This window comes from Acidaminobacter sp. QWL-03, from assembly GCF_058683855.1.
Genome location: NZ_CM178752.1, coordinates 2,875,370 through 2,889,051, shown reverse-complemented (window position 1 = coordinate 2,889,051; position 13,682 = coordinate 2,875,370). Strand labels below are relative to the sequence as shown.

General features: G+C 46.9%; 16 protein-coding genes. 6 read left to right on the top strand and 10 right to left on the bottom strand.

The features are described from left to right. Window positions 1-99 precede the first annotated feature (99 nt). Entirely contained in the window at window positions 100-1,329 is a 1,230-nt protein-coding gene (locus tag AC4PHM_RS13470; RefSeq protein ID WP_492018273.1) for a PepSY domain-containing protein, read from the top strand. Between the two features lie 53 nt (window positions 1,330-1,382). Here AC4PHM_RS13470 and AC4PHM_RS13465 read toward each other — a convergent pair whose 3' ends face one another. The 4 genes from AC4PHM_RS13465 to AC4PHM_RS13450 form a co-directional block, all read right to left on the bottom strand. After that, complete coding sequence (locus tag AC4PHM_RS13465; protein WP_492018272.1) at window positions 1,383-1,703, bottom strand: type II toxin-antitoxin system RelE/ParE family toxin; 321 nt, start codon at window positions 1,701-1,703, stop codon at window positions 1,383-1,385. Further along, window positions 1,690-1,956, bottom strand: coding sequence for a type II toxin-antitoxin system prevent-host-death family antitoxin (locus tag AC4PHM_RS13460; protein ID WP_492018271.1), 267 nt, complete (start codon window positions 1,954-1,956; stop codon window positions 1,690-1,692). Before AC4PHM_RS13460 ends, AC4PHM_RS13465 begins: the two co-directional genes overlap by 14 nt. A 53-nt stretch (window positions 1,957-2,009) precedes the next feature. After that, window positions 2,010-2,429 carry an EamA family transporter gene (locus tag AC4PHM_RS13455; protein ID WP_492018270.1) on the bottom strand — a complete coding sequence of 140 codons (420 nt, stop codon included), beginning with the start codon at window positions 2,427-2,429 and terminating at the stop codon, window positions 2,010-2,012. Between the two features lie 164 nt (window positions 2,430-2,593). Beyond that, window positions 2,594-2,914 (bottom strand): (2Fe-2S)-binding protein, encoded by a 321-nt coding sequence (locus AC4PHM_RS13450; RefSeq protein ID WP_492018269.1) that lies wholly within the window; start codon window positions 2,912-2,914, stop codon window positions 2,594-2,596. Between the two features lie 245 nt (window positions 2,915-3,159). Between AC4PHM_RS13450 and AC4PHM_RS13445 the strand changes: the two genes are divergently transcribed. Continuing rightward, the gene (locus AC4PHM_RS13445; protein ID WP_492018268.1) at window positions 3,160-3,864 is read left to right on the top strand and encodes an HAD family hydrolase; all 705 of its coding nucleotides are present in this window, start codon (window positions 3,160-3,162) and stop codon (window positions 3,862-3,864) included. 653 nt (window positions 3,865-4,517) lie between these two features. Here AC4PHM_RS13445 and AC4PHM_RS13440 read toward each other — a convergent pair. From AC4PHM_RS13440 to AC4PHM_RS13415, 6 genes are all read right to left on the bottom strand, one after another. Further along, entirely contained in the window at window positions 4,518-5,225 is a 708-nt protein-coding gene (locus AC4PHM_RS13440) for an ABC transporter ATP-binding protein (RefSeq protein ID WP_492018267.1), read from the bottom strand. Continuing rightward, window positions 5,218-5,991: an ABC transporter ATP-binding protein gene (locus AC4PHM_RS13435; RefSeq protein ID WP_492018266.1), complete on the bottom strand. Its 774-nt coding sequence runs from the start codon at window positions 5,989-5,991 to the stop codon at window positions 5,218-5,220. The genes AC4PHM_RS13440 and AC4PHM_RS13435 overlap by 8 nt, the downstream gene beginning before the upstream one ends. Beyond that, window positions 5,933-7,045: a branched-chain amino acid ABC transporter permease gene (locus tag AC4PHM_RS13430; protein ID WP_492018265.1), complete on the bottom strand. Its 1,113-nt coding sequence runs from the start codon at window positions 7,043-7,045 to the stop codon at window positions 5,933-5,935. Before AC4PHM_RS13430 ends, AC4PHM_RS13435 begins: the two co-directional genes overlap by 59 nt. Window positions 7,046-7,059: 14 nt before the next feature. Next, on the bottom strand, window positions 7,060-7,932 hold the full coding sequence (locus AC4PHM_RS13425) for a branched-chain amino acid ABC transporter permease (RefSeq protein WP_492018264.1): 873 nt from the start codon (window positions 7,930-7,932) through the stop codon (window positions 7,060-7,062). Window positions 7,933-8,110: 178 nt separating this feature from the next. After that, complete coding sequence (locus AC4PHM_RS13420; RefSeq protein ID WP_492018263.1) at window positions 8,111-9,250, bottom strand: ABC transporter substrate-binding protein; 1,140 nt, start codon at window positions 9,248-9,250, stop codon at window positions 8,111-8,113. A gap of 428 nt (window positions 9,251-9,678) precedes the next feature. Next, window positions 9,679-10,977 (bottom strand): IS110 family RNA-guided transposase, encoded by a 1,299-nt coding sequence (locus AC4PHM_RS13415; protein ID WP_492018262.1) that lies wholly within the window; start codon window positions 10,975-10,977, stop codon window positions 9,679-9,681. A gap of 503 nt (window positions 10,978-11,480) precedes the next feature. Here AC4PHM_RS13415 and AC4PHM_RS13410 point away from each other — a divergent pair. The 4 genes from AC4PHM_RS13410 (at window position 11,481) to AC4PHM_RS13395 (ending at window position 13,615) form a co-directional block, all read left to right on the top strand. Further along, a complete protein-coding gene (locus tag AC4PHM_RS13410; protein ID WP_492018261.1) occupies window positions 11,481-11,723 on the top strand; it encodes an AbrB/MazE/SpoVT family DNA-binding domain-containing protein in 243 nt (80 codons plus the stop codon). Beyond that, on the top strand, window positions 11,723-12,067 hold the full coding sequence (locus AC4PHM_RS13405; protein WP_492018260.1) for a type II toxin-antitoxin system PemK/MazF family toxin: 345 nt from the start codon (window positions 11,723-11,725) through the stop codon (window positions 12,065-12,067). The genes AC4PHM_RS13410 and AC4PHM_RS13405 overlap by 1 nt, the downstream gene beginning before the upstream one ends. Window positions 12,068-12,179: 112 nt before the next feature. Then, window positions 12,180-12,776 (top strand): type IV toxin-antitoxin system AbiEi family antitoxin domain-containing protein, encoded by a 597-nt coding sequence (locus AC4PHM_RS13400; RefSeq protein ID WP_492018259.1) that lies wholly within the window; start codon window positions 12,180-12,182, stop codon window positions 12,774-12,776. Next, window positions 12,773-13,615 carry a nucleotidyl transferase AbiEii/AbiGii toxin family protein gene (locus AC4PHM_RS13395; RefSeq protein ID WP_291405745.1) on the top strand — a complete coding sequence of 281 codons (843 nt, stop codon included), beginning with the start codon at window positions 12,773-12,775 and terminating at the stop codon, window positions 13,613-13,615. Before AC4PHM_RS13400 ends, AC4PHM_RS13395 begins: the two co-directional genes overlap by 4 nt. The last annotated feature ends 67 nt before the right edge of the window (window positions 13,616-13,682 follow it).

Here is a 13,682-nt window from a genome sequence, read left to right as displayed (position 1 = left end):
CGGCTAAAAAAATCTTTTAAAAGTCATGCAATAAAAGTCACGCCTGGCGCGTTAATCAGATATAACGCACCTGACCTGCTAAAAAAGGAGTGACTTAAAATGACAATACGTAAAAAGATCGCCCTGCTTGCGGTGCCTGGCCTGCTGGTCGCTGCCGCCTTCACCTTTGCCTTTGTGAACGCCCCTGCCAATACCCTTACTTTTGATGTGAATCCGAGCATCGAGCTCGTCACCAACCGACTAGACGATGTCATTGAGATCAATCCGCTGAATGACGACGCCGAGGCGCTGCTGAAGGATTACAGCCCAAGCGACAGGGATCTTGAAGACGTGGTCAACGACCTCGTGGACCGCATGATCCTGACGGGGTACATCAGCGGCGGACAGGACAACCTTGTCATGATTACCGTTCAAGACAACCAGGCCAATGAGGCGCTGGTGGACCGAGTGAACAAGATGATCGCCGCGTTCCTGGAGAACAAACAAATTGAGGCGACGATCGTCAACAAGCGGCTGGATGTGGCTCGGGAAGCGCTCAACAAGGATGGCATTTCCTCCGGCAAGCTGGCTGTCATTGAAGCGTTGATGGCGGATGACGACCGACTTTCGAGAGAAGAGCTCTCAGAAATGAAAGTCTCAGAGCTGGTAGCCGTCGCGAAAGCGCTTGATCTTAAGCCATCCACACTATTTGACGTAGTTTTGGATGATGACGACTTTGATGGTGACGACTTTGATCTGGACGACGATTTTAATCTGGACGATAACTCTGATTTGAATGACGATTTTAATGACGACAAAGATTCTGATCTTGAAGACGACCGAGATGACGACTCTGATGACGATTCAAACCTTGATGACGACTGGAAAGATGACGGCCGCGACGACGACCGAAATTCTGATTCCAGCAGTTCAGACAGCGTTTCCTCAGCTTCAGCCTCAGTCAACGTCACAGTGTCTGAAAATGTCATTTCAGCGGACAGAGCCAGAATCATCGCGCTGAATAGAGTCAGCGGCGACATTATCAAGCTGTCACTTGATGCTGATGACGATGACCGTCCGGAATACGATGTCGAAATCCTTTCCGGCAACTTGAAATACGAAATCGAAATTGACGCTGTCACTGGCCAAATTTTAAAAGTTGAATCCGAATCTGTTTTAAATGATGATGACAGGAACGAACCCAACGATGATGATGATGCTGTATTAGATGATAGTGATGATCGTGATGAGGACGATGATCATGACGATGATGACGCTGACGATGATCACATTAACGATGACGACAACGATGATGACGACAACGATGACAGTGAGCGTGACGACGACTAAATTGAATATAGAAAATGCCCCGGCCTGGTTATTGATACAGGCTGGGGCATTTTTTAGAGCAAATCTCTATACGATCGCATAGAATATAACACGCGTACAATATCAACTTCGAATTTTAGCTCGTCCACAACGTAAAAAACAATATAATTGTTAACAAGCAGCTTCCTGTATTTCTTAAGTCGTAATAATTTATCATTGACGATCTCACACGATAACGGAAACTCTTCCAGTCTCAGAATTTGATACTCGAGCTTTTCAAGAAAATCGATTGCTGCCATTTCATTTTTCAACTCATATGCAATGTAATCACTGATCTCTTGAATATCCTGTTCCGCAATGGGTGTTAGCCGTAAGATGTACCTACTTTTCCCCATATTTGCTCCGAATCCTTGAGAACGCTTCTTTCACAGGAATCATTTTTTCACGTTCTCTCAGCTGCCCTTCACCTTCAGCGAGCTTTTCATACAACTCAAGCTTAGCTAAAACCTTCTCGTAAGCTTCAATACTCATAACCACCAGATCTCCGTAACCATTCTTGGTGATGTAAATTGGTTCCTGACTCTCATGGCACATTTCAGAGATTTCAGTTGTGTTTCTCAACTCTTTGATCGGATAAATCATTGGCATAATTCTACCTCTTTTCGAATCATAATTATGCCTTAATTATATCACTTCTTCAGCTATCTGTTAATCAATATCAGTCCCACAATGCACAGCACCGCCCCAAAGATCTTGCTGACCTCAAAGGCTTCCTTGTAGATCATGATTCCCACCGGGATCAGCGCTATGGCCAGGGCAATATTCGCCACCAGGCTCCCCACGCTGATATTCCAGCCAGCCCTGTAAGCGGCCAGGAAGCCGAACTCCAGGCCCAGAATCGAAATGCCCAGGAGAAAAGCCGTCCAGTTGAGTGACTGCAAGGACTCAACGATGCCCTTGTCTGTCTTGTAAAAGAGAAGAGCAACCACGGAGAGTGCTGCTGCAACCAAGTAGGTCACCGTTAAACTCACGAAAGGATTGATCTTATCCGGCGTGGATTTTTGAGCGATGTGGTACAGGATATTGGACGCGACGATCATGACTATCGAAAAGACGTACATGAGACTCTCCTCCTGGTATTATATTCCATAACTAAGTATGCTGAATAAACTGGATTTTAAGCCTGGTTTTTGCCAGCAGGTTAAACAAATGTTAGTTTTGATATTTACAGAACGATACACTAGGTTCTGCTTAGGATAATGCTGCAATTTTGGCGGAACTGTGACTATCTGCCAAGCTCAATAACATTAGCGACCAGTGCCTTGCACTTGCCGCAGTCAGACCCTGCGCCGGTCACTTCAGCCACCTGATCCGCTGTGAAAGCGCCGTTTGAGATCGCGGTCAAGACGTCCTGGAATGTGACGTTTTTGCAGCCGCACAGCATGGACATGATGTGATCCAGGTTTTCGCTGCAGCCTTCGCAGGCGCCGCAGGCGCCGGTGACCGCCCTCAGCTCCTCAAGTGAGCGCGCGCCACCGATTTGCGCCTTTCTGAATGCCAGATACTCTACATTGTTTGTCGTGCAGATGATCCCTTTGCTTGCCATTTTTCTATGTCTCCTTTTCATATGTGGTTTTTCCCAAGCTTCTAATTGGGTGCTTTTTGAAATCTTACCAGGAGATTTTATATTATTTTTGAAAAGATTTCAAATTCTTTTCTGTGCTTTCTTGTGGGGAAATTATGCTAAAATGAAGTGACGATGGAACATAGAGTTGGAGGGGCTGATGGGGCTGGTGGCTGACCATCGGCTAAAACCAACTTTTCGAATTGAAGGTTAAGGAGCGTTTTGAGATGGAACAAATGAGTTTAGAGCCTCAAAAAAATAAATTTACTGATAGTCAACTGACCCTCGCCTCGCTGCCGCGCCAGTTCAAAGGGTTTCTTTTTGACATGGACGGCACGCTGTTTGACTCGATGACGATGTGGCGGCACCTGATGCCTGATTATCTGCGGACCCACGGGATTGAGCTGCCCCGGGAGGTCCACAAGGCCATGCAGGGGTACACGCTGGATCAGGTGATTGAGGCGGTCGCTGAGCTTTATCACGAGCATCTGGATGAGCAGAAGATGTTCGAGTATTACGACTGGCGGTTGAAGCAGGCTTACAACGAGCAGGTGGTGTTTAAACCCTTCGCGCTGGAGTATTTGCAGTATCTGAGGGCTCATGGGCGGCGGCTTGCGCTGGTGACGACGACGGACCGGGTTTATGTGGACGTGCTGTTTGAGCGCTTTGGGCTCCGCGACTATTTTGAGGTGATCCTGACAATTTCGGATGTCGGGGCGGGCAAGAATAAGCCGGACATCTATCACGAAGCGGCAAGGCAGTTAGGGCTTGGTGTGGAGGACTGCGTCGTCTTCGAGGACGCGCTGTTCGCGCTGGAAACGGCCCGGGCAGCGGGGTATGTGACCGTTGGGGTAGAGGATCATGGGCATGTGGATGAGGAGACGCTGGAAAGGCATTGCGACTTAATGATTAAAAGTTGGGAATGGGTGTAGGGGATTTTTGTAAGGGTTGAACAAATAAAAAGGAAAGGAAAACGGCGCGTGCGCTGTTTTCCTCTTAACTGAGTTGATGGAAGGAAATTGGTGCGGCTGCCCCAATTTCCTTTTTTAATGCGTTAGCCAAATGACACCACCAGCGCGGCAATCATTATGAGCCGCTGTCATCGCAGGGCTTGGAGGACATACATCCCGCAAGCTCTAGCACCAAAACAAACTCGGTGACAGGCACTCACTTCAACTTGGTGACTGACCCCAACCCGAAGTTGGTGACGCAGACAACTTTCGATTCAAACATGCACCTCGCGGCTGGCGCCTATTGCTCCGCCCCTAACCACGCTGCGTGTGATTAAGGGCTGCGCTTCGGTATAGGGCCACGCCCTTTTGAGAAAGTTACACCTCACCTTACAGACGTGCACCTCGCGGCTGGCGCCTATTGCTCCGCAATCCCCCTCACTGCGTTCGGAGGATTGCTGCACTTCGGTATAGGGCCACGCCCCAGCGCAAAGCACACCTCACCATACAGACGTGCACCTCGCTCCGCTGCGCTGCGCTTCGGTATTGGGCCAAGCCCAATACAAATAAAGAAAACACCATGGTTCAGAGAGCTTGCTCTCTGAACCATGGTGTTTTCTTTATTTGTGCACCTCTTAAGCTTCGCCTAAATACGCCTTCCTCACCCGGTCATCGGTCAGCAGGGCTTTCGCTTCACCCTCAATGGTGATGCTGCCGGTCTCGAGGACGTAGGCGTAGTCTGCCAGTTGGAGGGCAATATTGGCGTTCTGCTCAACCAGAAGCACTGTCAGGCCCGTCGTCTTGTTCAGGTCCGCTATGGCGCTGAAGATTTCTTGGACGACAATCGGCGCCAGGCCCATGGAAGGCTCGTCCAGCATCAGCAGGCGGGGCTTCGACATAAGAGCGCGGCCAATAGCCAGCATCTGCTGCTCGCCACCGGAAAGCGTTCCACCCATTTGCTTAGAACGTTCCTTCAAGCGTGGAAAAAGCTTAAACACAAATTCCTTATCCCTTGCCACGCCATCCTTATCCTTACGCAGATAAGACCCCATATCCAGATTCTCTTCCACGGTCAGAGCCGTAAAGATCCGCCGGCCCTCCGGCACGTGAATGACGCCCTTACCCACGATTTTTTCCGATGGCAGCGCCAACAGGTTCTCTTCCTCAAAGAGGATCTGACCCTTGCACTTTACCAGATTTGAAATGGCTTTCAATGTCGTGGACTTGCCAGCGCCGTTTGAGCCAATCAAAGTGACAATCTTCCCCGCAGGGATCTCAAAAGACAGGTCGCGGAGGGCGTGAATACCGCCGTAAAACACGTCAATGCCTTGAACCTTAAGCATTCTGCTCCGCCCCCTTTCCAAGATACGCCGCTATGACGCGCTCGTTTTTCATGATCTCCTCAGGCTTGCCCTCGGCGATCTTATTGCCATAGTCGAGAACGGCAACCCGGTCAGAGATGCCCATGACCAGTTTCATGTCGTGCTCGATCAACAATACGGTGAAGCCCCTGTCCCTGATCTTGCGAATCAGCGTAGTCATTTCCACTTTTTCATTGGTGTTCAGACCGGCTGCAGGCTCGTCCAGGAGAATGAGGCGCGGCGAGGATGCCATAGCCCGCGCAATTTCCACGTGTCGCTGAATGCCGTATGGCAGACTGACGGCGATTTCGTCTTTATACTGTGTCAGATCCAGGAATTCCAAAATCTCTTCACAGACGGAACGGATCCTGACCTCCTCCAGCTTGTGGCGCTTCAGGTGCAACAATGCGTCAAAGATGCTGGAAGATGTCCTGCAGTGCTGGCCCACCATGACATTCTCAAGGACTGTCATGCTGGAAAATAGACGAATATTTTGAAAGGTTCTGGCCATGCCCAGCTTAGTGATTTCATAGGGCTTGGATTTTTTAAGCTCTGCCCCCAGAAAGTCCACGCGGCCTTCCGTCGGCTCGTAGATGCCTGTCAGCAGGTTAAAGAATGTCGTCTTTCCGGCGCCGTTGGGGCCAATCAGGCTGACAATTTCGTGCTCATCGATATGGAAATCGACCTTGCTAACGGCCGTTAGACCGCCGAAGACTTTTGAAATTCCAGATGCCTCTAGGATTTTCATCGGCCGCTCCCCTCCTTTTCAAACTGTCGAGACTGATCATGCCCTGCGGGCGAATGATCATCATCATAGCCAGCAGGATGCCGTAAATGGCGTATCTGTAAGTGGAGATGTCGCGAAGGGCTTCCGGCAGGATGGCCAGGATCACGGCGCCAACAATGACGCCCGGAATGCTGCCCAGACCGCCCAGAACCACCATGGTCAGAATGGTGACGGACTCCATGTACGTGAAGTTGTCCGGGTTGACGTAGTGGACGAAGGAAGCGAAGAAGCCGCCTGCAAAGCCTGCAATGACAGCGCCAAGGACGAAGGCCAGGATCTTCATGTTGGCCGGATTGACGCCCATGGACTCCGCCGCGATCTCGTCATCCTTGACCGCCGCGAGACCGCGGCCCAATCTGGAGTCTTCCAGACGCTTGCTGATGATAATAGTGATCACAACCATCACCAAAATGATGTAGTAATAACCGGTGTTGCCCTTGACCGCCATGCCAAAGAAAGACGGGGATGGAATGCCCGGAATCCCTGCAGGGCCCCGGGTAAAGGTGCCCCAGTTGATCAGGATCAGTCTGAGAATTTCACCAAAGCCTACGGTGACTATAGCCAGATAGTCGCCCTTCAGGCGTAGGGTCGGAATCCCCAGAATAAAGCCAAAGATCCCGGCCACGACACCGCCCGCCACTAATGCGATCCAGAAGTTCACGCCAAAGGACACCGTCAGAATAGCCATGGTGTAAGCGCCCAGGGCATAAAACGCCGAGTGGCCCAGGGACAGCTGCCCTGCCTGGCCCAAGACAATATTGAGGCTCAGCGCCAGCACAATATAGAGCAGCACCATAACGCTTGTTCGAAGGATATAAGGTTCTCCCGCCAACAGGAACGGTAAAACCAAAGCAAACACACCAACGGCGCCAAGCAAAGCCTTCTTCTTGCCGCCGCCCACCTTGATCAGCTTCTTGCTGGCAAAGTCAAAGAACCGGGCCAGGATCTGGATCCCTAAGAACAAAATTGCGGAGTACAATAAGAGATTTCGGAGCACAGTCATTAGATTTGTCATTTACCCGCGCCCCCCTACACTTTCTCTTTCATGGTCTTGCCGAGGATGCCCGTAGGCTTGAACAGCAGGACTATGATCAGGATGATGAACGCAATGGCGTCACGGTAGCCGGAAGAGACATAAGCTGCCCCGAGACTCTCCGACACGCCCATGAGCATGCCGCCAATCATGGCGCCCGGAATGCTGCCAATACCGCCAATAACTGCGGAGATGAACGCTTTGAGACCTGGCACGAAACCCATCATCGGGAAAACTGCTTTATAATACATGCCGACCAGAGCACCCGCAGTGGCGCCAAGGGCGGAGCCCAAGGCAAAAGTAAAGTAGACCACGCGGTTCGTGTTGATGCCCATCAGTCTTGCCGTGTCCATGTCCTGGGACACGCAGCGCATGGCTTTGCCCATTTTGGTATATTTGACAATGTAGGATAAGACCGAAACGAGAATGATAGTGACTACAATGATAATGATTTGAATCGTCGACATTCTAAAACCGGCGAAGTTGTAAATTTTGTTGGTCATGACCTCCGGGAACGACTGCGTCTCCGGACCCCAGACCAGCATGGCGAAGTTTTCCAGAAAGATGGCGACACCAATCGCCGAAAGGAAGAGGCTGATCCGCGGCGCTTTAAAAACCGGACTGTAGGCAAACTTGGCAATCGCGATCCCGAACAGCGCCGCGCCGGCCATGCCAAACAGCATTGCCGCGGCAATGGGCAGGTTGAGGATCGTAATGGCCGTCAGCGTCAGAAACGCGCCCACCATATACAAATCGCCGTGCGCGAAGTTGATCAGGCGGATTATGCCGTAGACCATGGTATAGCCAATCGCTGTCAGGGCGTAAATCGAACCGAGGGCGATCCCGTTGCTGAGATGCTCCATAAACATGCGTAGACACCACCTTTTGAAATGCACGCCCCCTAGTGACAGGAAGCCCTTCCCCTTGTTGACAGGGGCGAGGCCCCCTTGTGACAGGGGGCGTGGCAGAGTGAGGCTTTCATAGAAATGTCAGTGCTTTCGGGTCAGAACTACTGAAAAAATCTTTTTGCCGATGGTCCCGGAAGTCCTACGGCTGAACATCGGCAGGAACGATCTTGCCGTCTTTAACGGTGAGGATAATGATGTTGCGTGTGACAGCGTTGTCGACGAACGTGATTGGGCCGGCGACGCCAGGGAATTCCTGTGTCTCGTTGAGGAACGCCGTAATGGACTCGCGGTCCGCGCCTTTGGTTTGCATTGCCTCGAGAAGGACGAGTGCGGAGTCATAAGCGAGAGCGGCGTAGGTGTCAGGCTCCTTGCTGTACTTCGCGACGAAAGCTTCTGTGAATTCTTTAGTACCGGCAAACTCGATGTCCGGGTGGAAGAAGCCTGTGAACTTGATGCCTTCAACCGCGTCGCCGCCAAGCTTGACGAGCTCTTCTGAGCTGATGCCTTCCGTGCCGAGCATGTCGATGGCAAAGCCTGAATCCTTGGCTTGCTGAGCGATCAGTGCGGTTTCAACATAGTAGCCAGCGACGAACAGGAGGTCCGGGTTGGTATTTTTGATGTTGGTGAGCTGCGGGCTGAAGTCTTTGGACTGGCCTTCGAAGTAAGTCTCAGTTGCGGTGATGGTGCCACCAAGCTCGGTGAAGCGCTTCGTGAAGTCGTCCTTCAGGCCGACGCCAAAGTCGTTGGCGGTGAACATGATGGCTGCGTTTTTCTTGCCCATTTGGTTGTAGGCGTACTCAGCGAGTCTGTAAGCCTGATCTGTGTCCGTCAGGGAAATTCTGAAGACGTGCGGTGTGGAGCCGTCTGTGATGGCCTTGTTGACAGAGTCTGTGATGACCGGGATGCCGGCTGCTTCATAGATGCCGCGGGCTGCCAGCGTACAAGAGCTGTTCCAGTGGCCTATGACCGCAAGAACGCTGTCGTCCGCCGCGAATTTCTGCGCGACGTTTGGTGCTTCTTTAGGGTTGCCTGTGTCGTCGCCGACCAGGAGCTTGACTTGCTTGCCGTCGATGCCGCCAGCCGCGTTGACTTGCTCGAGGGCCAGCTCGATGGCTTTGACTTTCATGTCGCCGAACTGAGCGGAGTCACCCGTCATAGGGTTGGCGCTCGCGATGTAAAGTTCCGTGCTTTCTTCTTTTGCGCCGCCGGAGCATCCGGCGAGGGCTGTGACTGCGAGGAGAAGGATCATTAATAATGCCAGCATTTTTTTCATGTTCATTGTTTCCCCCTTAGCTTCTATGTTCGTTTTTTCCAGTGCTGTTTGCCGATGGTCACCCATCGCTGCACTTAGTTATATAGCAGGAAGGATGCCAAGTTAGGATTTTGAATTAGATTTTCACGAAATAATAAAAATATTGCGATAATTTAAGTAGAGTTGAAACTACACCCCCTGAAAAGGTAAAAAGACCCTCGCCGAGGGTCTTTTTCTGATTGAAGCAGGCGGACTTACTGTTTTGATCATTCGTCATTTTTCGACAAAAAGTATGCAATAATTTCATGACATGCAAAAACTGCATGATTTTAAGACCAGCTAAGGAAAGTCAATTCTTTTCTTTAAGAAAGATAAAAAATTGAGTTTAAAAAATGGGTACAACAAACTAAGCCATTGAAAAGTACGAACAATGGCTATTTTTCAATTCCATTGAATCAGGCAGCTATAAGTTGTAGTTTTGCCGCTCTCCAGGATTGGTGTTCTTCTGGCTGTCTGACTTCAAATGGCTTATCATCTCGCAATACTGCAAAAATATAGTGTAATAGCTTATGCATAACTGCAACGAGTGCAACTTTTTTCTTCTTGCTTCCACATTTTTTCTGATAATAGTCCCTCAGGATTGGGTTGACTTCCTCGCCATTGCTCTTAGTACTTATTGCGGTTAATGCAACCGTAAACAGGACTCTTCGCCCAATTCGAGTGCCTCGTTTGGAGATCTTATTTTGATCCCCTTTAAACTTCCCTGATTCGTTAACACTTGGATCAATGCCAAAGTATGCAACAAATGCCTTTGGGGACTTGAACATCCTAAAATCACCGATCTCGGCGATCAGTGTTACAGCGGAAATGTAGCCTATTCCAGGGAGTTGGTCTATCAGCTCGATTTGACGTTTAACTGTTGCCGGAAAGTCCATAGAATTAACAATTTCACGGATCTTGTTAACGATGCTTTCCAAATTCTTTTGAAGACTTATGATATTATCCACACAGATTTTTATCTTAATCCCCAGCATTGAGAATTCCATGGGCATAGAAGCAGCATTGGAAGCATACTCAAGTAGTCCATCCACTTTCTTCGAAGCCCAAGACGCACCTTTACGACCATGTTTAGCAATCAATTCTATGAGTATAGAGCGCTCCGCAGATAAGATATCCATAGGGGTTGAAAAGTCCTTTAGAAGCGCCAAAGAGGCTTTGCCATAAGGCTCTGAGAAGACTTTTCTATATCCAGGGAACAGTAGATAAAGATCTGTGCTAAGCCGGTTTTTCATTTCAGTGATAGTATCAGAGAGTGAATAGTACTCTCTTACCATCATACGAAGTGCGAGGACTTGGGGCTCAGGAATAATTGAAAACTTAACGTTTTGATACTTCGCAAGTTTTGCAATCTTTTCAGCATCTTTTGAATCGTTTTTCACTTTTCTTATGTCAAGATTTTTGATAGAATGTACAGACAAAGGGTTGAGGACAAATCCTTTGAGGTCATTCGATCTCAGAAAGAAGAAGAGTGGTAAATGAAAGATACCCGTAGATTCTACGAAGTAGATGGGCTTTCGTTGTAACCGCTCTTCTTCGTTTTTGAGAATCTCTAATAGTTTTTGGAATCCAGAGGGGTTGTGATCAATTCGAAAAGGTTTTCGAATCAGAGCACCCGACGGCTCTAACATGGCAACAAAAGAAAACTCTGAAGAGACATCGAAGCCCACTACAAAATCATCAATAAATCGGGACAAAACTAGCACAACCTTTCGTACAGAATGAATCAGAGCTTCCACTGTATGAAGAACGTCTAACAAACTTGCGTTTGAAACGGGTAACACACGAAGGTGGCCCAACCAGCTAAACATCGAATCGTTCTTGTGGAGTGACACTCTTAATCGCGGATAAAGCCTCGAGATGAGGGATCCAGTTGGGGAGCATGTCTATCTCTCTGACAAGTGAGATTATAACATCATGTAGACTGGCTTTCATCAACAATTGAGCCTCTGATTCATCTGAACAATATATACTTAGTTTTCAAGGAACGTTCGGTCATCAAGTGCTTATCTAACCTATCTCTATCTTACAAGGTTGGGGACGCGGACAGGTTTTACTTTGGTGACGCGGACAAAAACAAATTTGGTGCCAGAGCTTGGGATAACCGTTCTCATTTAGGCGCACGCATGACGAACGCATTCAAAGGCGGATCTTGCAAAATGTAGATACGCGGTATATACTAATATTAGAGGTGATGACCATGTATACAACCCTCCAAAAGTGGGGCAACAGCCAAGCCATTAGAATTCCTAAGTCCATCCTGGAAAAAGCTAATTTGAAAGAAAACGATCCTGTCGAATTGAAAGTGGAAGACGGCAACCTGATCATTATTCCACTCTATAAGCATATGACCCTAAAAGAACGAATTGCTGCCTATGGGGAAGCAGAAGCGCCCTCTGAGGAATGGGATACCGGAAAACCGAAAGGCAAAGAGGTGTTGTGATGGCTTATATTCCTGATCATGGCGATCTAGTCCTTGTCGAGTTTGATCCTCAGGCCGGGCACGAGCAAATGGGAAAACGTCCCGCGCTTGTCGTCAGCAATAAAACCTTCAACCAATTTACTAAACTCACCATGGTTTGCCCCATTACCAATACGCAGAGGAATTATCCACTTCACGTAACACTGGATTCACGGACAAAAACAACTGGCGTCATAATGTGTGAACAAGTGAAATCATTGGATTTGAACGCCAGAAACGCGACTTTTTTTGAATGCGTTCCGGATGATATTCTGGCTGAGGTGCTTGACATTCTGCGAGGATTTATTGAATTTGAAAAGGATTAACGGCTAATCTTCTAAAGATATTTAATTCTATTACAACCTTGTATAGTCTTTATTGTTAGTATATATTAATTTATATGCTAACAATAAAGACATATCAAAAGGGTGTGTAGTCATGAATGACAAAGATTTAATTCATTTAATATTACGGTCTAACAACGGCATAATTGAAGCACGCCAAGCATCTGAAGCAGGTATCAATAACAAGACCCTGCAGCGACTCCATCAATCTGGAGATCTTGAAAGAATTGAACACGGAATATATATTGATCCAAATTATATTGAAGATGTATATTATATTACTCAATTGAGATGCAAACAATGTGTTTACTCCCATGAAACGGCATTGTACTTTCATGAATTAACAAATCGAACACCTTTTCAACTTCAACTGACAATTCCATCTGGTTATAACACAAGACTTATTAAAGATAAGGAAAAATTCAGGTTTTATTACGTAAAGAGAGACATTTTTGAAATTGGTAAAATCAGGATGAACTCACCGTTTGGCAATCCTATCCGTGTCTATGATAAAGAACGAACGATCTGTGATGTATTGAAGAAGAAAGACCAATTAGACACAGATCTAGTTTTATCTGCAATCAAACAATATATGAAAGAACCTGGTAATGATTTTTCTAAATTATTGACTTACGCGGATCTATTTAAAGTAAAAGATATTGTAAGACAATACTTGGAGGTTCTAGCATGAAGTTTAGTAGTCCAAGGCAATTAAAGGACTGGATAAACAATTACTCAAAGAAAAATAATGTGATATCCAATACAATATTACAGAACTACATGATGGAGAGACTTCTTGAACGAATATCTCTATCACCTTACCATGATAATTTTATTCTAAAAGGTGGTTTCTTGATTACTTCTTTGGTAGGGAGTAATCTTAGAAGCACGTTAGACATTGATACAACCATAAAAGGATTCCCAGTTACACGAGAAAAAATAGAAAAAATTGTTCAAGCAATTTTATTAATTGACATCGATGATAATGTGAGTTTCCAATTAAATGAAATCAAGAATATCCGCAACACAGGTGAATATGAAGATTTTCGAGCATTGTTGACTGCTCATTTTTTTAATATGTCAGTCAATATGAAGTTAGACATTACTACAGGTGATGAAATAATTCCAAGAGAGATAGAATATGGCTTCAAACTAATGTTCGAAGATCGCTCAATAAATATTAAAGCCTATAATATCGAAACTATTCTGTCAGAAAAAATTGAATCAATATTGGCCCGAAATGTCGCAAATACAAGAGCCAGAGATTATTATGATGTTTATATACTGTCAATACTAAGAAATAAGGATTACAAACAGCTTGATGTGCAAGATGCTATAAGGAAGAAAGCAAAAGAGCGTGGCACTGAAGTATATCTGAACAATTGGAAAAAATATTTGAATGATATTGAGGAAAACACAGATCTTAGACATATTTGGAATTCATATTGTAAGAAATATCCTTACGCGAACGGAATCAATTTCAATTTGGTTATTGATTCAATAAGAAAACTTCTTGAAGAGCTCAAGTAAATTACTCAATTAGAGATACAAAAGAGCAGAGTTAATCACCCTGCTCTTTTGTATTGAATTTAATTTA